Annotated in this window: 14 protein-coding genes and 2 pseudogenes; 11 read left to right on the top strand and 5 right to left on the bottom strand. The window is 72.0% G+C overall.

Features of this window, described 5'->3' with window-relative positions:
- Window positions 1-72: 72 nt before the first annotated feature.
- Window positions 73-1,314 (bottom strand): aminotransferase class V-fold PLP-dependent enzyme, encoded by a 1,242-nt coding sequence (locus tag ACZ4VW_RS09570; RefSeq protein WP_467960263.1) that lies wholly within the window; start codon window positions 1,312-1,314, stop codon window positions 73-75.
- On the opposite strand from ACZ4VW_RS09570, the gene ACZ4VW_RS09565 reads away from it, so the two are divergent.
- From ACZ4VW_RS09565 to ACZ4VW_RS09555, 3 genes are all read left to right on the top strand, one after another.
- Window positions 1,313-2,728 (top strand): aminotransferase-like domain-containing protein, encoded by a 1,416-nt coding sequence (locus tag ACZ4VW_RS09565; protein WP_467960261.1) that lies wholly within the window; start codon window positions 1,313-1,315, stop codon window positions 2,726-2,728. The two genes, ACZ4VW_RS09570 and ACZ4VW_RS09565, sit on opposite strands and share 2 nt — an antisense overlap.
- Window positions 2,729-2,911: 183 nt before the next feature.
- The gene (locus ACZ4VW_RS09560) at window positions 2,912-3,319 is read left to right on the top strand and encodes a hypothetical protein (RefSeq protein ID WP_467960259.1); all 408 of its coding nucleotides are present in this window, start codon (window positions 2,912-2,914) and stop codon (window positions 3,317-3,319) included.
- Window positions 3,320-3,381: 62 nt separating this feature from the next.
- The gene (locus tag ACZ4VW_RS09555; protein ID WP_467960257.1) at window positions 3,382-3,957 is read left to right on the top strand and encodes a DUF4267 domain-containing protein; all 576 of its coding nucleotides are present in this window, start codon (window positions 3,382-3,384) and stop codon (window positions 3,955-3,957) included.
- Between the two features lie 29 nt (window positions 3,958-3,986).
- Here ACZ4VW_RS09555 and ACZ4VW_RS09550 read toward each other — a convergent pair whose 3' ends face one another.
- Window positions 3,987-5,168, bottom strand: coding sequence for a glycosyltransferase (locus tag ACZ4VW_RS09550; RefSeq protein WP_467960255.1), 1,182 nt, complete (start codon window positions 5,166-5,168; stop codon window positions 3,987-3,989).
- Between the two features lie 58 nt (window positions 5,169-5,226).
- On the opposite strand from ACZ4VW_RS09550, the gene ACZ4VW_RS09545 reads away from it, so the two are divergent.
- Together ACZ4VW_RS09545 and ACZ4VW_RS09540 are read left to right on the top strand one after the other, a co-directional pair.
- Window positions 5,227-6,012 carry a glutamate racemase gene (locus ACZ4VW_RS09545; protein ID WP_467960253.1) on the top strand — a complete coding sequence of 262 codons (786 nt, stop codon included), beginning with the start codon at window positions 5,227-5,229 and terminating at the stop codon, window positions 6,010-6,012.
- A gap of 62 nt (window positions 6,013-6,074) precedes the next feature.
- Window positions 6,075-6,641, top strand: a complete 567-nt coding sequence (locus ACZ4VW_RS09540) for a hypothetical protein (RefSeq protein WP_467960251.1) — start codon at window positions 6,075-6,077, stop codon at window positions 6,639-6,641.
- Window positions 6,642-6,773: 132 nt separating this feature from the next.
- On the opposite strand, the gene ACZ4VW_RS09535 is transcribed toward ACZ4VW_RS09540, so the two are convergent.
- The gene (locus ACZ4VW_RS09535) at window positions 6,774-7,820 is read right to left on the bottom strand and encodes an O-antigen ligase family protein (RefSeq protein WP_467960249.1); all 1,047 of its coding nucleotides are present in this window, start codon (window positions 7,818-7,820) and stop codon (window positions 6,774-6,776) included.
- A gap of 332 nt (window positions 7,821-8,152) precedes the next feature.
- Between ACZ4VW_RS09535 and lnt the strand changes: the two genes are divergently transcribed.
- From lnt to ACZ4VW_RS09515, 4 genes are all read left to right on the top strand, one after another.
- Complete coding sequence (gene lnt / locus ACZ4VW_RS09530) at window positions 8,153-9,754, top strand: apolipoprotein N-acyltransferase (protein WP_467960247.1); 1,602 nt, start codon at window positions 8,153-8,155, stop codon at window positions 9,752-9,754.
- A gap of 64 nt (window positions 9,755-9,818) precedes the next feature.
- Entirely contained in the window at window positions 9,819-10,301 is a 483-nt protein-coding gene (locus tag ACZ4VW_RS09525; RefSeq protein WP_467960245.1) for an NUDIX hydrolase, read from the top strand.
- Between the two features lie 55 nt (window positions 10,302-10,356).
- The gene (locus ACZ4VW_RS09520) at window positions 10,357-11,217 is read left to right on the top strand and encodes a 3-hydroxybutyrate dehydrogenase (protein WP_467960243.1); all 861 of its coding nucleotides are present in this window, start codon (window positions 10,357-10,359) and stop codon (window positions 11,215-11,217) included.
- 56 nt (window positions 11,218-11,273) lie between these two features.
- Window positions 11,274-13,163 (top strand): helix-turn-helix domain-containing protein, encoded by a 1,890-nt coding sequence (locus ACZ4VW_RS09515; RefSeq protein WP_467960241.1) that lies wholly within the window; start codon window positions 11,274-11,276, stop codon window positions 13,161-13,163.
- A 153-nt stretch (window positions 13,164-13,316) separates the two neighbouring features.
- On the opposite strand, the gene ACZ4VW_RS09510 is transcribed toward ACZ4VW_RS09515, so the two are convergent.
- Window positions 13,317-14,687, bottom strand: a complete 1,371-nt coding sequence (locus ACZ4VW_RS09510) for an MFS transporter (RefSeq protein WP_467960240.1) — start codon at window positions 14,685-14,687, stop codon at window positions 13,317-13,319.
- Window positions 14,688-15,223: 536 nt separating this feature from the next.
- Here ACZ4VW_RS09510 and ACZ4VW_RS09505 point away from each other — a divergent pair.
- Window positions 15,224-15,382 (top strand): annotated as a pseudogene (locus ACZ4VW_RS09505) (pirin); the annotation flags it as partial.
- Between the two features lie 534 nt (window positions 15,383-15,916).
- A pseudogene (locus ACZ4VW_RS09500) lies at window positions 15,917-16,192 on the top strand (MBL fold metallo-hydrolase); the annotation flags it as partial.
- A 259-nt stretch (window positions 16,193-16,451) separates the two neighbouring features.
- Here ACZ4VW_RS09500 and ACZ4VW_RS09495 read toward each other — a convergent pair.
- Complete coding sequence (locus ACZ4VW_RS09495; RefSeq protein WP_467960239.1) at window positions 16,452-19,994, bottom strand: DEAD/DEAH box helicase; 3,543 nt, start codon at window positions 19,992-19,994, stop codon at window positions 16,452-16,454.
- Window positions 19,995-20,043 lie beyond the last annotated feature (49 nt).

Genomic DNA, 20,043 nt, shown 5'->3' with positions numbered 1-20,043 from the left:
CTTACGGCGGCTGCCACGTTCCCGTGCCCGCGCCGTCCCGGGCGCGGACGCCCGCGAAGGGCCGGGTGGTTGTCATCGCGGCCCCCGCCGGAGGAGTTCGCCGACCACGGCGGCCACGTGGTCCACCTCCTCCTCGGTGTTGTAGTAGTGCGGTGACAGACGCAGACACCAGTCGACGTCCTTGTCCCCGAAGTCGAACTGGGCGAACTCCCGGAGGCTGATGGCCGAGTTGATGGTGCGGGCGTCCATGGCCTCCTTGAACGGCTCCGCCCGCCACCCTCCGTCGACGGCGAAGGTGACGAGCGCCGCCAGCTGCGGGCCCCGGTCGAGCAGGCGCACTCCGGGGACGGTTTCGAGCCGGCTCCGCAGCCGCGCCGCGAGCGCCGGGGTGCGGTGGGCGATCGCTTCCAGGCCGACGTCGCGGGCGTAGCGCGTCGCGGCGGCGCTGCCGAGCACGGTGGCGTACGGGAACTCCCACTCCTCGAACCGGGCCGCCGTCGCGACGGGCCGATAGGTGTCGGGTGCGGTCCAGCGGGCGCCGTGCATGTCGATGAACAGCGGCTCGTAGCCGGCGCGCAGGACCCGGTCGGAGACGTAGAGGAATCCGGAACCCCGCGGGCCGCGGAGGAACTTGCGGCAGGTGGCGGTGAGCAGGTCGCAGCCGATCTCCTCCACGTCGAGGGGGTATTGGCCCACGGACTGGCAGGCGTCGACCAGGTAGAGCAGGTCCAGCTCACGGCAGTGCCGGCCGATCTCGGTGACCGGCGTGACCAGGCCGGAGTTGGTGGGCACGTGGGTCGCGGACACCAGGCGGGGGCGGTGCTTCCGCATCAGTTCGGCCATCGCCGGCACGTCCACTCCGCCGTCGGGGGTGTTGGGCGCGTGCACGATCCGTACGCCGAACCGCTTGCGCAGGGACAGGAAGGCGATCTGGTTGGAGACGAAGTCGTCGCGGGTGGTGAGGATCGTGTCGCCGGCCTCGAACGGGATCGAGGACAGGGCGTTGGCGTACGCGTGCGTGGCGCTGCCGGCGAACGCGATGTTGTCGGGCGAGGTGTTGATCAGCGCGGCGAGTTCCGTGTAGAAGGCGCGGACTCCGTCGGCCCGGGCGGCCGATGCCTCGTAACCCCCGATCCGGGCTTCCAGATTGAGGTGCCCCACCATCGCGGTCAGCACCGGGGCGGCCAGCAGTCCGCAGCCCGCGTTGTTGAAGTGGATGACCTGACGGCACCCGGGGGTGTCGGCTCGCAGTGCGGCGACGTCCAGCTGAAGTGCTTCCTGGGTAGCGACAGAAGCGCTATTCTCATCTCTCATGTCGGACAGTAGCACTTCCATGGAACTGGCGGCCAGCCTCCGCGAGTCGCTCACCCGCCTCTCTCCGGGGGACCGCCTGCCGAGCAGCCGGGAACTGATCCAGCGGTACAGGGTCGGCCCGGCGACCGTGGCGAGGGCCATCGCCGTGCTGGCGGCGGAGGGCGCCGTCGTGACGCGGCCGGGCAGCGGCACGTACGTCGCGGTGCGCGCCAGGCGCGAACGGGACACCGTGGACACCGCCTGGCAGACGGTCGCGCTGACCGACCGGGCCGTCGACACACGCCTGATCACCGAACCGCTCGGACCGGCTCCGGCCGACACGATCACGATGGACGGCGGCTACATCCATCGCTCACTCCAGCCGACCAAGGCCCTGAGCGCGGCGCTGGCCCGCGCGGCGCGCCGCCCGGACGCCTGGGACCGTGCCACGGCGAGCGGACTGCCCGCCCTGCGCGCGGTGTTCGCCGAGATGACCGGCGGTGGCGTCACCCCTGACGACGTCCTGGTCACCTCGGGCGGACAGAGCGCCCTGTCGATCGCGTTCCGGGCGATCGCCGGGCCGGGCAGCCCGGTCCTGGTCGAGTCGCCCAGTTATCCGGGCGCACTGGCCGCGGCCGCCGCCGCGGGACTCCGCCCCGTGCCCGTACCGCTCGACACCGACGGCCTACGGCCCGACCTGCTGGCCGACGCCTTCGCGATGACCGGGGCACGACTGCTGTACTGCCAGCCGACGTTCCACAATCCGACCGGCACGGTCCTGGCCGCCGAGCGCCGGCGGCAGGTCCTCCACGTGGCACGGGCCTCGGGTGCCTTCGTGATCGAGGACGACTTCGCCCGCCACCTGGGGCACGGCGGCACCCCGCCACGGCCGCTGACGGCCGATGACGGGGACGGCACGGTCGTGCATGTGACCTCACTGACCAAGCCCGCGGCGCCGAGCCTGCGGATCGGGGCGCTGGTCGCCCGCGGTCCGGTGATGGAGCGCATGCGGGCGGTCCGCATGGTCGACGACTTCTTCGTCCCCCGCCCGCTCCAGGAAACGGCACTGGAACTGCTCAGCTCCCCCTCGTGGGACCGGCATGTGAGGACGCTCGGCGCCGAGCTGCGAGAGCGCTGCTCACGGCTGGCTGCCGCACTCGCGCACGAGATGCCGACCGCGACCGTCACGAGCGTTCCCGCCGGCGGCCTGCACCTGTGGCTCCGGCTGCCGTCCGGCGTCGACGACAGGGCGCTCACCGCCGCCGCCCGGCAGCGGGGGGTGGCGGTGAGCGCGGGCAGCCGCTACTTCGCCACCGAGCCGCCGGCGGCGCACCTCCGCCTCGGCTTCGCCGCCACCGCAGACCACGCGGAGCTGGACGAGGGCGCGCGGCGGCTGGGGGCGGCGCTGCGCGAACTCGGCCCGAAGGAGCACTGAGGCAGGGGCGAGGCCGGCGTTGGAGCACCCGTCCTCCTGGATCAGCGAGGCCGGCGAGAAGACGGGCCGCGGCCGTTCTCTCACGGAAATCCGATGCGCCGCCTCACATTTCATGGACCTGTGTCGTCGGACTGTCGAGAGACCACCGATCCACTGCCGTGAGGCAGAAGAGGGGACCATGTCATGACCACTCAGATGACGGCAGTGCCGGGCGGCCGACCGACTTTCCTGCAGGTGGCGACGGCCCTGCAGACCTTGGCGCTGTTCTTCCAGGCGGTCACGGCCGGGATGCTGTTGTCCTCGTCGTACGGTGCGGTGCTGCACGACGTCGGATCGCGGGTGATGTACGGGGCGTCGATGCTGTACGTGCTCGCCGCCGTGCTGGCGTGGCGGCCGGGCGGCGGGTCGCCCCGCCCGATCCTGTACGCGTCCGGTTTCCTCGTCCTCGCCTCGGTGCAGGTGGTGCTGGGCATCGCGCACCTGCCCTCGCTGCATGTCCCGCTCGGCGTCCTGATGTTCGGCCTGAGCATCCCGGCGCTGGGCCACACCGTGACCGCCCGCACGTGGAAGCGCTCGGCCCCACGGGCATGAGCGCGGGACCCGTCGCCGTCGCCGCGCCACCGTCATCGTCGTAGCCCTTCCGAGGAGAGCTTGTGATCAAGCAGCGCATCACCACCGTTCTGGCCCTCGTCACCGGCCTGGCACCCCTGCTCTTCGGGGTGAACTTCCTCGTCAACCCGGGCGGAGCGCCGGACGGGTTCGGCATCGAACCCTGGCCGGCGGGAAACGCCTCGGGCTACTTCATGGTCAAGGGCATACGCGATGTCTCCACCGCGACGATCATCTTCATCCTGCTCGCCGCGGGGCGGCGACGGACGCTCGGCTGGGTGGTGCTCACCACCGCCGTCATCCCCCTCGGCGACGCACTCGCCGTGCTCACCCACGGAGGCGCCCTCGCCACGGCCCTGAGCGTGCACGTCTCGGCCGCGGCGCTCGTCGCACTGACCGCCGTCCTCCTGCTCACCGAGAGTCAGGAGAGCCAGGAGAGCCGGGAGAGCCAGGAGAGCCGGGAGCGTCAGGAGAGCCGGGAGAGCCAAGAGAGCCGGGAGCGTCAGGAGAGCCGGGACGGCCAGGAACGCCAGGAGGGCCGGGAGCGCCGGGACGTCACCGGCGACCCGACGAAGCGAGCCGCGAAGGTTACCCACCCGTCGCCCCGGGCGCGGCGGTAGGTCCGCACGAGCCGCCGGCCGCAGGTGGCTCAGCGGTCGGGCGCCGCCTCGGGACGGCTGTACGTGCGCCCCTTCCACGCGGCGCCCCGGCCGCGGTAGTGCTGCACCGCGGAATCCACGGTCATCAGGAGGTAGAGCGACGCGGTGAAGGGAAGCGTGAGCGCGAGCCAGAGCGGCTGGCCGTAGTAGCGGAGCATCGGGAGGTACGTGCCCGCCATCACCGCCCACGCGAGCCCGCCCGCCCAGGCGGCCGTCCCGTCGCCGCCCGCCAGTCCGGTCAGTAGCGCGACCGGGGGAGCGAGATAGACGACGGCGAGTCCCACGACCGTTCCCGTCAGCACCAGCGGGTTGTGCCGGAGCTGGGCGTACGCGCTGCGCGACACCATGCGCCACAGGTCGGCGAGGCGCGGATACGGACGGACACTGTCCACCCGCTCGGCCAGCCCCAGCCAGATCCGCCCGCCGGCCCGCCGCACCGCCCGGGCCAGCGAGACGTCGTCGATCACCGCCTGCCGGATCGACTCCGGGACCCGGGCCCGCTCGGCCGTCTCCGTACGCAACAGCACACAGCCGCCGGCCGCCGCTGTCGCCAGGGGTCGGCGACGGTTGATCCAGCGGAAGGGATACAACTGGGCGAAGAAGTACACGAACGCGGGTACGACCAGCCGCTCCCAGAAGCTCGCCACCCGCAGCCGGGCCATCTGGGAGACCAGATCCAGATCGGCCCCGACGGCCGCGGCCACGAGGCGGCGCAGACTGTCCGGCTCATGGGCGATGTCGGCGTCCGTCAGGAGCAGGAACTCGGGCTCACGCGCGCGTGCCAGACGGATGCCGTGGCGCAGCGCCCACAGCTTCCCGGTCCAGCCCGGTTCCGGCTCGCCCGGCGAGGCGACGGTCAGCGGCAGCCCTCCGTACCGCGCGGCCAGCTCACCGGCGAGCTTCCCGGTGCCGTCCGTACTGCCGTCGTCGACGAACACGATCTCCGCCTCGCCCGGATAGTCCTGCGACAGCAGCGACGGCAGGCTCAGCGGAAGCACCTCCGCCTCGTCCCGCGCCGGCACGACGATCGCGACCCTCGGCCAGCCACCCGGCTCCACGCGCGCGTGCACGGCCGGCAGGCGTTGATCGGTACGCCAGAAGAACCCCTGCCCCAGCAGGAGCCACCCCCAGGCGGCCAGCGAACCCATGGCGATCCAGGCAATGGCGCTCATTCGCCGCAGTCTGCCCCAGATCGGCGGCGACGCAAGGGTGGTCGGCTAGGGTGACCGGGTGAAGATCGCGCTCATGGACTCCGGAATCGGCCTGCTCCCCGCGGCGGCCGCGGTTCACCGACTGCGGCCCGACGCGGACCTGGTTCTCTCCTCCGACCCCGACGGGATGCCCTGGGGCCCCCGCACGACGGAGGACCTCACCGAGCGTGCCCTGATGGTCGCCCGAGCCGCCGCGGCGCACGGGCCCGACGCGCTGATCGTCGGCTGCAACACCGCCACCGTGCACGCCCTGCCCGCGCTGCGGGCTGAGCTGGAGCCTCGTATCCCGGTGATCGGCACGGTCCCCGCGATCAAGCCCGCTGCCTCGGAGGGCGGAAAGGTCGCCATCTGGGCGACCCCGGCCACCACCGGCAGCCCCTACCAGCGCGGGCTGATCCGTGACTTCGCCGACGGCGCCGAGGTCACCGAGGTCCCCTGCCCCGGGCTCGCCGACGCGGTGGAGCAGGCGGACGTGGACGCCGTCGAGCGGGCCGTGGCGGCCGCCGCCGCCCTCACCCCGCGCGATGTACGGGCCCTGGTCCTCGGCTGCACCCACTACGAACTGGTGGCCGAGCGGATCCGCGCGGCGGTCCAGTCGGCCGACCTGCCGCCGGTGGTTCTGCACGGTTCCGCGGGGGCAGTCGCCGCGCAGGCGCTCCGTCGGATCGGCGCCGAGCCGGCGCCCACCGCGACTCCGTCCGGAGGCCTGACCGTGCTGTTGAGCGGCCGGACCTCTGAGCTTCCGGCCGCCGCCCTGAGCTATGCGGAAGGCCGCCTGCTGCGGGCCGTGGCCCCGGCCCGCTGACCTGTCCGCCGTCCGGCGCCGACAAAGCGCCGCGTGAGCGGAACGTGAGTAGGCTGCCACACATGAGGGACCATCCCCGACACCCCCGGCCCCTGGACACCGGCCCGCCCGTGCCCGAGGTGTGGATCGGCCGGGCCACGAACCGTATGCAGTGGGTGGCGGCGGTCGCGGGTGCGGCCTGCATGGCGCTGGGCATCTCCCTCGCGGTCGACTCGCCGTGGACCTCCGGCATCGCGCCCCTGCTGATGGCGGTGATCGGCTGCGTCGCGGCGGGTCTCCTCGTGCTCTTCGGAACGCTCGCCTTCGTCCATGTCGAGGTCAAGGTGGACGACCGGGCCATGGAGGTGCGCTGCGGCCACATCGGAGTGCCGCGCCGGCGCATCCTGCTCTCGCACGTGGTCGGTGCGGACTACGTCCCGAGGGTGACCCCTCACGAGTGGGGCGGCTGGGGTTACCGCTGGCGCCCCGAGAAGGGCAAGGCGGTCATCGTCCGCCGCGGCGAGGCGCTGGTGCTGACGCTGGACGATGGGCGCACGTTCACGGTCACGGTCGACGACGCCGAGTACGGTGTCCGCGTCATCCGCGACCGACTGCGCCCCCCGACCCCGGCGGGCCCGGCGAGCGTCTGACCCTGTCGTCGAACAGGCCGGGCTCCCGGGATGCGTCATCTCTGTCGGGCCTCGATCCGCCGTCCTCGGTTCTCAGTCCTGGGTGAGGTCATCGGGCCCCGGTCCCCGGTCCTCGGTCCCCAATCCCCGGTCTCAGTCCTCGGTGAGGTCATCGGTCCCCGGCGGGGCCGCGCGGGCCGTCGCCAGGCCCGCCAGCAGGCCCGCGCCCGCGGTCACCGGGGTGAAACTCAGCGCGTTGCCGACCGCCGCCAGCGCCGCGAGGGCCGTCAGCGTGGCCGCCGCCGTCAGGACCACCGCGGTCCGCCGGGGGGAGGCCCCCAGGCCGCACAGCAGCCAGCCGTAGGCGGCGCCCAGCAGCGCGACGCCCGGTACCCCCTGTTCCGCCGCCTGCTGCAGTGGGGCCGAATGCGGCTTTCCGTCGGCGTAGAGGGTCTCCCGTGCGGTGGGGCTCAGGGCTCCGAAGCGCTCCGGGCCGACTCCGAGCAGCGGGTTCTCCCTGGTCAGGGAGATCGCGTCCGCCCAGAGCGACACGCGGTGTCCGGTCAGCTGGCCCTCCAAGGAGGCCGTGAGCCCCTCGGGAAGCCGGTCCTCCGCCACGGCCCAGGAGGCGCCCACGACCAGCCCCGTCGCCAGCGCGAGCCCCCCCAGTCCGAGGAGCCGGCGCCGCATCCGTACCGCCGCCAGGGAGCAGAGCAGGACACCGAGCGCGGCGACGAAACCCACCACCGAGCCCAGGGCCAGCGCGACGCCCGCCACCACCAGGGCGAGGAGCCGCAGCAGGAGCCGGCCCGGCAGCGAACCGGCGGCGGAAGCCGCGCAGCAGGCCGCCCCCGCGGCCAGCACGAGCAGCGCCGCCGCCGCACCCGTATGACCCGGTGGTACGGAGCCGGCGGGGGTGGCGCCCGCGATGCCGGGCCCGGAGGTCAGCGCGAGCCCGAGCGCGGCGAGGGAGGCGGCCGCGGCCGCGGCGACGGGAAGCAGCGTGCCGGCGATCCGGCCGCAGGCGTAACCGGCGGCGAGCGCGAGGACCGCGAGGAGCACACCCTCCGGGCGGGCGTCGCGTCCGGTGGAGGTGATGAGCGACCACAGCACGCACGCGCCGAGGATCAGCACCCCGGCGACATCCGGACCCCGCCCACGCTCACGCACGGCGGCCCGCTCAGCCGCAGGTGCAGCCATCCCCGTCGACCCCCGCTCCGTCTGGCCGACACCGTAACGGTGCGGCGGAGGTTTGGGGAGCGAAAAGCGCAGAAACGTTGCAGCAGGAGTGAGGGAACGGTGAGGGCGGCAGGGGTACCGGTGCCGGCCGGGAGCCCGCTCGGAGCCGGTCCGGCGCGCGTGCCCGTGCGGCGGTCCGTCTGCCGTCCGTCTCCGAGCCGTTGCGCGAGCCGTGGCACGAGTCGTTCGGCGGGTGGTTCGGCGGGTGGTGCGGTGAGCTGTTGCGCGAGCCGTCCGTGAGCCGTCCGGACCGGGCTCCTCCGGGCCCGGCGACGCGCCGTAGACTCCGCAAGGTGAGCACCACGATCACCCCCGTCGACGCCCCAGGACCCGCCTCCGCCCCCGAGCCCGGTCCGTCCGGCCTGCGGCGTCTCGTACGGCCGGGGGCGGCCGTGCTGTCGGGTGTACTGCTCTTCCTGAGCTTCCCGCCCCGCCCGCTGTGGTGGCTCGCGCTGCCCGCCTTCGGCCTGCTCGGCTGGACGCTGCGCGGCCGGCGGCTGCGGGCCGGCTTCGGTCTCGGCTACCTCGCCGGGCTCGGTTTCCTGCTGCCCCTGCTGATCTGGACCGGCTCCGAGGTGGGCCGGTTCCCGTGGATCGCGCTCTCCGCCGTGGAGGCGCTGTTCGTCGCCGCCGCCGGTCTCGGCATCGCGGCCGTCTCCCGGCTCCCCGGATGGCCGGTCCTCGCCGCCGCCGTGTGGATCCTCGCCGAGGCGGCACGCGCGCGTGTCCCCTTCGGCGGCTTCCCCTGGGGCAAGATCGCCTTCGGGCAGGCCGACGGGGTCTTCCTGCCCCTGGCGGCCGTCGGCGGCACCCCGGTGCTCGGCTTCGCCGTCGCGCTCTGCGGCTTCGGGCTGTACGAGGTGATCCGCCAGGTCCGCGCCCGCCGCGCCACCGGAGCCGTCCAGCGGGGCCCGCTCGCCGCGGCAGCGCTCACCGTCCTCGTACCGGTGACCGGCGCTCTCGCCGCGCTGCCGCTCGTCGACGACTCCGCGGAGGACGGCACCGCGACCGTCGCCGCCGTCCAGGGCAACGTGCCGCGTCTCGGCCTCGACTTCAACGCACAGCGCCGGGCCGTCCTCGACAACCACGTCGCCCGTACCAAGGAGCTGGCCGAGGACGTCGAGAAGAAGCGGAAGCCCCAGCCCGACTTCGTGCTGTGGCCGGAGAACTCCTCCGACATCGACCCCTACGCCAACCCCGACGCGGCCGCCGCCATCGACGGCGCGGTGCGGAAGATCGGCGTGCCGACCGTGATCGGCGCCGTCGTCGCCCCGGAGACGGGCAAACTGCGCAACACCCTGATCGAGTGGGACCCCGCGCGGGGCGCCGTCGCGACGTACGACAAGCGGCATGTGCAGCCCTTCGGCGAGTACATCCCGATGCGGTCCTTCGTACGGATCTTCAACAGCAACGTGGACCGCGTCAGCCGCGACTTCGGCCCGGGGAACAAGGTCGGCGTCTTCGACCTCGCCGGGACCAAGGTCGGCCTCGCGACCTGCTACGAAGCGGCGTTCGACTGGGCCGTGCGGGACACCGTCACCCACGGAGCCCAGCTGATCTCCGTACCGAGCAACAACGCCACCTTCGGCCGCAGCGAGATGACCTACCAGCAACTCGCCATGTCGCGGGTGCGAGCGGTCGAGCACAGCCGCTCCGTCGTCGTCCCCGTCACCAGCGGCGTCAGCGCGATCATCGAGCCGGACGGCGAGATCGTGGCCCGGTCGCGGATGTTCACCCCGGACGTGCTCGTCGAGCAGGTGCCGCTGCGCTCCTCGCTCACGCCGGCCACGCGGATGGGCACGCTGCCCGAGGCGCTTCTGGCCGGTGTCGCGGTCGCCGGCCTCGGCTGGTCGACCCTGAGGGCCGCGCGGGCGCGCCGCGGCCGCACGGCCTGAGGGCTTTTGTTCGAATCTGTCCCTTCTTGATGGGTTGCTGATCGACGAGCGCTAGGGTCGGGGCATGGGTACTCCTGATTTCATCCGCGACCTGCGCGCCAGCGCCGGCCAGCAGTTGCTCTTCCTGCCGGGTGTGAGCGCCGTCGTCTTCGACGACCGGGGCCGTGTGCTGCTCGGCCGCCGGGCCGACAACGGCCTGTGGGCGATCATCGGCGGCATCGTCGAGCCGGGCGAGCAGCCCGCCGCCTGCGCCGTCCGCGAGGTGTACGAGGAGACGGCCGTGCGCTGCGAGGCCGAGCGGGTCGTGATCGTCCAGACCCTGCGCAAGCCGATCGTCTATCCGAACGGCGACCAGTGCCAGTTCATGGACGTCACCTTCCGCTGCCGCGCGGTCGGCGGCGAGGCCCGTGTGAACGACGACGAATCGACCGACGTCGGCTGGTTCGAGGTGGACGACCTGCCGCAGATGAAGCGGTTCTCGCACTTCCGGATCGAGCAGGCGCTCCTCGACGAACCCACATGGTTCGACCCCATGCCCCTGAGCTGAAGTATGGGCTCGGCGCACATCGGTTGGTGCTGGGGCGCTTCATAAGGTGCGGAGCATGAGCGCCCTCACCCCCTCACGCCCCGCACCGGCACAGGTCCTGACACCACCCGCACAGGGCCCGGCCCCGGCCGCCACCCCGTCGCCCGGCTCCGTCCACCTCGACCTCGCCGGCCGCACGGCGCTCGTCACCGGCGCGGCCGGCGGCATCGGCCGGGCCTGCGCGCTCCGGCTCGCCGCCGCGGGTGCCCGGGTCAGAGCCGTCGACCGGGCGGCCGAGGGCCTCGAGGCGCTCGCCGAGGAGGCCGGCGGTCTCGCCGGCGCGGTCGAGCCGCAGCTCCTCGACCTCACCGACCTCGACGCCGCCGAGGCGGCGGCCGCCGGCACCGACATCCTCGTGAACAACGCCGGGCTCCAGCTCGTCCGCCCCATCGAGGAGTTCCCGCCGGAGGTCTTCCACACCGTCCTCACCGTGATGCTGGAGGCCCCCTTCCGGCTGATCAGGGGCGCCCTGCCGCACATGTACGCCCAGGGCTGGGGCCGGATCGTGAACCTCTCCTCCGTGCACGGTCTGCGCGCGTCCCCGTTCAAGTCCGCCTATGTGGCCGCCAAACACGGTCTCGAAGGACTCTCCAAGACCGCCGCGCTCGAAGGCGCCCCGCACGGAGTCACCTCGAACTGCGTCAACCCCGGCTACGTCCGCACACCGCTCGTCGAGCGGCAGATCGCCGACCAGGCGGCGGCGCACGCCATCCCGGCCGACCGCGTCCTGACCGATGTCCTCCTGAAGGACTCGGCGCTCAAGCGGCTCATCGAGCCGGAGGAGGTCGCCGAGGCCGTGCTCTACCTCTGCACGCCGCAGGCGTCCTTCATCACCGGAACGTCCCTCGCCCTCGACGGCGGCTGGACCGCGCACTGACGGCGGTTTTCCACAGGGCTGGTGCGATCACCCCTACGGCAGGTATCCCTGTGTCCATGTCCCAAGAACAGGTCTCCTACCTGGAACTCCTCGCACGAGGAGCCGCCACGGAGGGCTTCGACCGGCCCGTGCTGCTCGCCCGTGCGAGCGGCGCGGGCCCCGAGGAGCTGGCCGAGCTCGAGCAGGCCAAGCAGCTCGCCCTGCGCGTGCGGGCCGAGCTGGAGGGCAGACGGCGCCGCGAGGCCGAGCTCTCCGCCCTCTTCGAGACCGCCCACGACCTCGCGGGACTGCGCGACCTCGACGCCGTGCTCCGCGCCATCGTCCAGCGCGCCCGTTCCCTGCTCGGCACCGAGGTCGCCTACCTCAGCCTCAACGACCCCGCCGCCGGCGACACGTACATGCGCGTCACCGAGGGCTCGGTCTCGGCACGCTTCCAGCAGCTCCGACTGGGCATGGGGGAGGGCCTCGGCGGACTCGTCGCCCAGACCGCCCGCCCGTACGTCACCGACAACTACTTCGACGACGCCCGCTTCCAGCACACCCGCACCATCGACTCCGCCGTGGGCGACGAGGGCCTCGTCGCCATCCTCGGTGTGCCGCTGACCCTGGGCAGCCAGGTGATCGGCGTGCTCTTCGCCGCCGACCGGCGCGCCCGCGTCTTCGAACGGGAGCAGGTCGCCCTCCTGGGTTCCTTCGCCGCCCACGCCGCCGTCGCCATCGACACCGCCAACCTGCTCGCCGAGACCCGCTCCGCGCTGGCCGAGCTGGAGCGGGCCAACGACATCATCCGCGAGCACAGCGGCGTCATCGAACGGGCCTCGGAGGTCCACGACCGACTGACCGAACTGGTGCTGCGCGGCGGCGGGGTGCACGACGTGGCCGAGGCGGTCTCCGAAGTCCTCGGCGGCAGGGTGGAGTTCGTCGAGCACGGCCTGGACACCGCCCGGCTCGCGGACGGCCACGCACTGCGCGACGGAGACCGCTGGGTCGCCGCCGTCTCCGCCGGCGGCGAGAGCTTCGGCGCCCTCGTCCTGCACGGCCAGCCCGATCTCGACCCCGTCGACCAGCGCACCCTGGAGCGGGCCGCCCTGGTGACCTCCCTCCTGTTGCTCGCCCGCCGCTCGGCGGGCGAGGCCGAACAGCGCGTACGGGGCGAACTGCTCGACGACCTCCTCGACGCCCCCGACCGCGACCGCCGGCTGCTGCGCGAGCGGGCCGCCCGTCTCCGGACCGATGTCGACGCGCCGCACGTCGTGCTGGCCGCGCGCATCGACCGCGCCGGTTCCGGCGGCGACACCGACAGCGGGGTACGGGAGAGCGCGGACCGCCAGCGACTGTGGTCGGCCGCCTCGCACCTCGCCGCCACCCGGCGCGGGCTGGCCTCCGCGCGCGACGGCGGGACGGTGCTCCTGCTGCCGCTGGGCCGGGGGGAGAGCGCCGCCGAGCTGGCCCGGCAGACGGCCAAGCACCTCGGCGGCGCGCTGCGCGAGCCCGTCACCGTGGGCGCCTCGGCCCTCATCGACTCGCCTCTCGCCGCCCCGGGCCGGGTCGCGCCCGCCTACGAGGAGGCCCGGCGCTGCATGGACGCGCTGCGCCTGCTGCACCGCTCGGGCGAGGGGGCCGCCGCCGAGGACCTGGGCTTCCTTGGCCTGCTGCTCGCCGACACACGGGACATCGAGGGCTTCGTCGACCGCACGATCGGCCAGGTCGTCGCGTACGACGAGCGGCGCGGCACGGATCTCGTCCGCACGATGGACGCCTACTTCGCGAGCGGGATGAGCCCGGCCCGTACGAAGGACGACCTGCACGTCCACGTGAACACTGTCGCCCAGCGCCTCGACCGGATCGGCCGCCTCCTGGGCCCGGACTGGCAGTCCCCGGCCCGAGCCCTCGAGATCCAGCTGGCCCTGCGCCTGCACGCCATGTCGTCCGCCGTCACCCGCTGAACGGCGGACGTGGCGATACGCCACACCAGCGCCCCGGGGCCGGCCTGGCGGCAGCTGTCGGAGGATCTGCCCGAGCCACGAAGCGGCCCCCTCGGCCGGCTGGGCTGAGGGGGCCGCTCGGGCCTGTGGACGGCCCGGTTGCGTGAACGCGCGTCAGGCGTCCGCGCGGACCGGGGTCGCGTCGTGCGGGGCGTCCTCCGCGACCTCGGACAGGTCGCGGTTGCGGGTCTCGCGGGCGCAGGCGATGGCGACGATCGTGAGGAGCGCGGCGGCGATCACGTACAGCGAGATCGGCGTCGAGGAACCGTAGTCGGCGAGCAGCGCGGTCGCGATCAGCGGCGCCGGGGCGCCGGCGGCGACCGAGGAGAACTGCGCGCCGATGGAGGCGCCGGAGTAGCGCATCCGGGTCGCGAACATCTCGGAGAAGAACGCGGCCTGCGGGGCGTACATCGCGCCGTGCAGGACCAGACCGACGGTCACGGCGAGCAGCAGGGAGCCGAAGGTGCCCGCGTCGATGAGCATGAAGAACGGGAACATCCACGCGCCGACACCGACAGCGCCGATCAGGTAGACGGGGCGTCGGCCGATCCGGTCGGACAGCGCGCCCCAGGCCGGGATGACGGCGAAGTGGACGGCGGAGGCGATGAGAACGGCGTTCAGCGCGGTCTGCTTAGACAGCCCCACCTGGGTCGTCGCGTAGACGAGGATGAACGCGGTGATCACGTAGTAGGAGATGTTCTCCGCCATGCGCGCGCCCATCGCGATCAGCACATCGCGCCAGTGGTGCTTGAGCACGGCGATCAGCGGCATCTTCTCCACCTGCCCGGCGGCGGCCTTGCGCTCCTCGGCGGCGGCGAGCGCGGCCTTGAAGACGGGCGACTCGTCGACCGAGAGCCGGATCCACAGCCCCACGATCACCAGGACACCGGAGAGCAGGAACGGTATGCGCCAGCCCCACGAGAGGAACGCCGCGTCGGAGAGGAGCGCGGTGAGAGCGGACAGCACACCCGTCGCGAGCAACTGCCCGGCGGGCGCGCCGGTCTGCGGCCACGAGGCCCAGAACCCGCGCCGCTTGGCGTCCCCGTGCTCGGAGACGAGCAGCACGGCCCCGCCCCATTCCCCGCCGAGCGCGAAGCCCTGCACCAGCCGCAGCACGGTGAGCAGCACGGGAGCGGCGGACCCGACGGTCGCGTGGGTGGGCAGCAACCCGATGGCGAAGGTCGCGCCACCCATCAGCAACAGGCTGAGGACCAGCAGCTTCTTGCGCCCGAGCCGGTCGCCGTAGTGCCCGAACACCAGCGCGCCCAGCGGCCGGGCGGCGAACCCGACCGCGTAGGTGAGGAAGGAGAGGAGCGTTCCCACCAGAGGGTCGGACTCGGGGAAGAACAGCTTGTTGAAGACCAGCGCGGCGGCCGAGCCGTAGAGGAAGAAGTCGTACCACTCGATGGTGGTGCCGATGAGGCTGGCGGCGACGATCTTCTTGAGGGAGTTGGGTGGCGTCGGGGAGGGTGTTGCGGCGGCCATGTGCACCACTTCCAGGCAGGTACGGGGACGATTCGGTGTCGCCACACCGTAGGAAGTCGCAGGTCAGGGGCGTATGTGGTGGGACACCATAGTTCAGTGCTCCCGCATGCGCCCGGCCGCCATGGCTCTCCTTCGTGGCCTCGCGGAGTCCTGCGGAGCGGCCGGATCAGTGCCTGTCCGTGTTGCGCTGATCGGGGACGATATGAGGCCACCGTGCTGACTCCCGTGCTGGTTTCGTGCTGACTGAAACCCCATGTCAGCACCCGTGTTCACCTCTCCCGTGCTGACTTGGTGCTGACTACGGAGAGTGGAACCTGTGCAGATGGGGCGGACCGGGCGCGGGCGTCGCCGCAGCAGCGGCATCATTCCGCTTCGGACCTGGGCGGGTCATGTGCCCGCGGCGGAGAAGAGAGGCAGGTTCATGTGGGTGCCGCCTGAGGGGCGTGGGGTCCACGGCCTGTGGGAGGAGCCGGCGACGGCCTGCTCGGGACATTGCGGCCCCGCGCGTGTGAGCGGGGCGGATGTCCGTGTTGTGGTGGAACTTCGTGGGCCGCACGGACGAGGAGATCCGCAAGGCGCGCGAGGAATGGATGACGAGCGACCGCTTCGGCGAGGTGAAGGGCTACGACGGTGGCCGACTGCCCGCCCCGGAGGTCCCGGCGACCCAGCTGAAGGCGCGGGGGCGGGTGCGGTGACCTGGGGTTTTATCCTCGCGGCCGATGTCCGAAGCAAATTCGCTCGGCCGTGCCTCCGGCTTTCGGCGTGCCACTGGGAGGGATGATTTCGTACCCCCTCTCGGTGGCGCAGCCGGTGCGGTGCGCTTCTACGGTGTGCTCGTGTGCGAGCAGGTCTGGTCAGCTGAATGCTGACCTTTTGCTGACTTCGCTGACGAGTCATCAGGTGTGTCGCCGGGGGCCAGTAACTTCCTCGACTGGTGGTACAGGCGATCCGGCATGCCTGGCCTGCACCCCGAGGCAGTGCCGATCGTCGGACCGCCGTGTCCTCAGAGTCGCTGCTTGTGCATCATGAGCGGATGGCGAGCCCAGACGAGTCTGCCCATCGTGGTGATCACAGCCGATCGTGGTTCGGACGCCCTCGTATTGGTCAGGTCCGATGGCAAAGAGGCGCGGCTGCCGCTGGTCTCGGGCCGGCTGGGCGCCGGGCAGCAGGGTGTCCAGTTCCGGCGCGTGGCCCTTGGCGGAGTCGAGGAGCTGTCCGAAGCGTTCGCTGGCGTAATGCTGTCGATCCGCTGGGCGACCTTCAACCTGGCTCCGCATGCGTGGGCGGAGCCGGGGGAGTGGACGAAGTGCGAGGCTGAGGAGGCTGGCCAGGCGGTGGCGTTCCCTCGTCCCGGCCAGCCGTTCGAGCCGGCGGGGAAGCTGCCCGGGGAGCCGTGGTGGCGGATCGTGTCCCATCCGATCGCGCAGCCGTGGCGTCGCGCCCAGCCCGCAGAGGTTTCTGTCGAGACGCGAAGTGGCAATTTGGACCTTGCGAGCGAGCGGTGATGTCGATCGGGGACGACCTTGCTGAGGTCATGCGCATGCTGGAGCGTCTCTCACACGAAGGGCGCGAGGGTGTGCTGCGAGCTGTGGATGGTGCGCCACGCGGAGGGCGTGCAGCAGCCCCTGGGCAGGTCAGGCCGTTGCCGACTTCGAAGGGATCGCTGCAGGTTGTGGTCCGAACGCGCATCGTGGCCCGTTGAACTGCTGGGCGGTCTAGCTGAGCTGACGCCGTAGCCGAAGCCCACGACCAGGTCCGTAGCTGCTACCTGGAGCCGACGATGATGGTGAGCTCGACTTGGTCGTGGGAGGCCAACTGCTCGGTGCCGCCGGTTTCGGCGAGGGCGTGGGTATCGGTGCTCAGGATGGCCCTGACCGTGGGGGAGGGCTGGCCGGCGAGGGCGAGTGCGAGGGGGCGGGCGGTGTCTTTGGCGATCCATCCGAGATGGAGCCCATTGTGCTCGACCCGGATGGCGTTGGGGTCCGCTGGGTTGTCGTGGTCGCGGACGAGGTCGAGGACGGTTCCTGTGGACAACCCGGCTAGGTACCCGTGGCTGTAGGTGTGCCGGACGCCGCGTAGGGGGGTAGTGAATGTGCCCCGGCCGCTGAGGATGATCTTTTGAACGGTGCGGGGGCTGCGCCGCTCGGCGCTGCGGATGAGCAGGGCCGCGACGTTGGGGGCGGTGATGGCGGTGATCTCATCGGTGGTCAGGTTGCCGAGCCAGCCGGTGAAGTCAGAGAAGGACGGCTCGGGAACAGGGCAGCGCGCGGCCAGGTCGATGGCCGCGCTGCGCTGGGTGATGCCCAGGCTGGCGGCGTAGCAGGCGGGGGCGGTGTCGACGCCGTACTTGAGCATGGCTGGCAGAGCAGCGAGGGGGCCTTCGGGTGTGATGCCGTGGCGGGTCTCCAGGATCTGCAGGATCGAGGAGACGGCCCAGGCCAGGTCCTGGGTGATCACCTTGTCGATGTAGTCCGAGGTGACCGTGATGTCCTTGGCGGCGAGGAGTAGCTGGTAGTGGCTGTGGATCTCCCGGTGCGTCCAGCCGGCGATCCAGTCACCGGCGAGAGGGACGATCGCTCCGATCGGCCGGTCCTTGGCGGTGGCGCTCCGGCGGAGTTCCTGGATTTTGGTGGCGGCGGTCAGGACGGTGTCGCGCAGGGCGGGCCATGTCGCGGGGTCGAGGAGACCGGGGTGCTCGGTGAGGGTGTTCGCGAGCTGCTCGGCGGCGGTGATCGCGTCGAGGCCCCCTTGCAGGCTCAGCCCTGTACGCAGGATCGCCGCGCGGGCGGCCGGGTCGGGGAGCTGACGGGCGAGAGCGGTGACGCGGCGGGCGGTGAACTGGGCGAGCGGTTTGAGGGACCAGTCCTGGGCGCTGATCTGGTGGCCGCCCAGGGTGTGCGCGAGCAGGTCGTGTGCCGCGTCTTCCAGCAGCTGCTGGTCGGGGGTGTCGACGACTTCTTCGGCGAGCATCGTCAGGAGCTGGAGGTCCAGGCCCTGTGCCCAGTCGGTCAGGTCTTCCTGCTCTGGGTCGGGAAGCTCGAGGTCCGTCAGGTTCTGTCCGGGGGCAGGGCGAGCGCCCAGTCTTGTGCTGGCGAGGCGGTGGTAGAGCGCGCCGATGGTGGACAGGACCGGTTCGATGTTGCCCTTGTCGAGGTAGCGGCGCCGAAGCTTTCGGGCGTCCTCCGCGTCCTTGGCGATGAGGACGACGTGGCCCTCGGTCTCCTGGAACGCCCTACCGGCGCGGCCAGCGGCGTTCCAGAACTCGCGGACGCCGATCTGCTCTTGGTTGCGCCAGGTGCTATGCACCAGCACGGTCTTGACCGGCAGGTTCATGCCTTGGGAGAGGGTGCTGGTGGCGCACAGCACGCGCAATGCCCCGTCGCGGTAGGCGCGCTCCAGCAGGTGTCGGACGGGCTGGGGGATGGTGCCGTGGTGGTAGGCGATGCCCTGGATCACCATCGTGGTGAGCTCGTGTTCCTCGCCGAGGAGTTCGGCGATCTTTTCCGAGAGCGCCAGGCGCTGATCACTCAGCCTCCGCCGTTGCCCGATATCGGTGCAGTCCATGCCGAGTGCGAGGTTGTCGGTCTTCCGCAGTGCCGTTTGCAGGGCGCCTGCGGCGGCCCGCGCGTAAGACGGCTGTGTCGTGGAGATCAGTACCGGACCAAGGCGTTCGAAGTGCAGCGCCAGCGCGGCCGCGACGTCCTTGGCATCGCGCGGGGACAGCCGGGTGCGGGTGAGGCGGCGGGTGAGCACCTTGGGCACGAAGAAGTCCCTGCCCTGGGCGGTGCCGTACTGGATGCTGCCTGTCTGCCCGTCCTTCTCCTGCCCCTGCCAGGAGAACACCCCGGTGCGCAGTTGGGAGGGCGACCAGTCGATCTCAGCGTGGTTGGTGCCGTCGGCGGTGGGCTCCAGCCAGCGGGCGATGTCCTCGCCGTTGGGCAGGACCGCGGACAGCAGGACAATTCGCGCCGAGGGGGTGGTGCGGCGGATCCGGGTGAGGACCATCTCCAGGCGTAGCCCGCGGGCGGACCGGTCGATGGAGTGTCCTTCGTCGACGAGGACCAGGCGCAGTCGGCTGGCAAGTTCGGGGGTGTTGCGCAGTAGCAGGTCGAGTTTCTCGGTGGTGACGACGAGGACGTCGGTGTAGTCCAGGAGTTGGTTCTCGTAGCGGACGTGTTCGGCGCCGCCGAAGAGGGAGGAGACGCGCAGGCCGACGAGTTCGAGGCTGGCGGCGAGGTGCCGTTCGACCTGGGCAGCCAGCGCGCGGGTGGGCACCACATAGACCGCCAGCGGCGGGTCCATGTAGCGCAGGCACAGCCCGAAGGGGCTCTCGTCGGCCTCGCCGGTGTCGGAGAGGGCGTGGAGGATGGCCCATTCGGCGATGTGGGTCTTGCCCGCGGAGGTGGGCATCGTGACCGTGAGGTTGTGGGCACGGGCGTCGAGGAGGCCGGCATCCAGGGCGGTGCGCTGGGAGGGCCACACCTGGGTGAGCGGACGGCCGGAGACGATCAGGGCCTTGAGGTAGCGCTCCCAGGTCCTCGACCAGCTGGAGGCGCGACGCAGCAGGAGCCACGGGGAGGTCGCGACGATGTCCTCGACGGCGTGGGCGAGGGAGTCCACCAGGGTCCAGGTGTCCACGACGGAGGCCTGGAGGAGGATGGCCGCGGCCTGCTTCAGGTCACTGATCGCGGCGCGCCCAGCCGTGCGATCGCCGGTACGCCACAGGATGGCCAGGGAACGCGCCGAGCGGCCGACCAGGCCGTAGGCGGCCAGCACAGCAAGGTCCGCCTGATCGGCCCGGCCCGCGGCGAGCGCGGCGGTGAGTGCGCGGCCAAGGCGAGGCAGTTCGCTCGCCGCGGAGGCGCCGAGCCGGGAGGCGGCGTCGATGTCGCGGCGCAGAACCGCGCCGGCGGCCTCGGCGATCCGGTACGGGGCGGCCATGGTCAGCCCGTCGGTATCGGGCATGTACCCGTAGGAGAACAGCTCCCCGACTTCCTGCTGGAAGGTGCGGGCGACGGCGGTGGCGTTGGCCTGGTAGCCGGCCAGACTCCACATCGTCGCCGAGATCGCCAACAGTTCGATCCGTGCCTCCGGTTCGTCCGCCCGCGCGGCGAGGTCGGCGTACGCCTGGGCGATGTCCGGCAACGGCCCCGGCTTCGTGCGGCGCTCACGCGGAGTGCGGGCCAACTGCCCGAGCCGGGCGAGCGAGAGGCCACGGCGCAGCGCAGCTGGGTCGTAGGTGTAGTCAGCTGTCCCCTCGGTGCTGATCTGCTCGGACAGGACGTGGGAGCGCAGCTGCTTGCGCAAGACCGGGGATGCCTCTCCCGTGGACAGTGCCTCTTCACCGAGACGCCGT

It is taken from the genome of Streptomyces sp. NPDC029139, from assembly GCF_055564335.1.
This window is presented reverse-complemented; position numbering and strand designations above follow the sequence as displayed.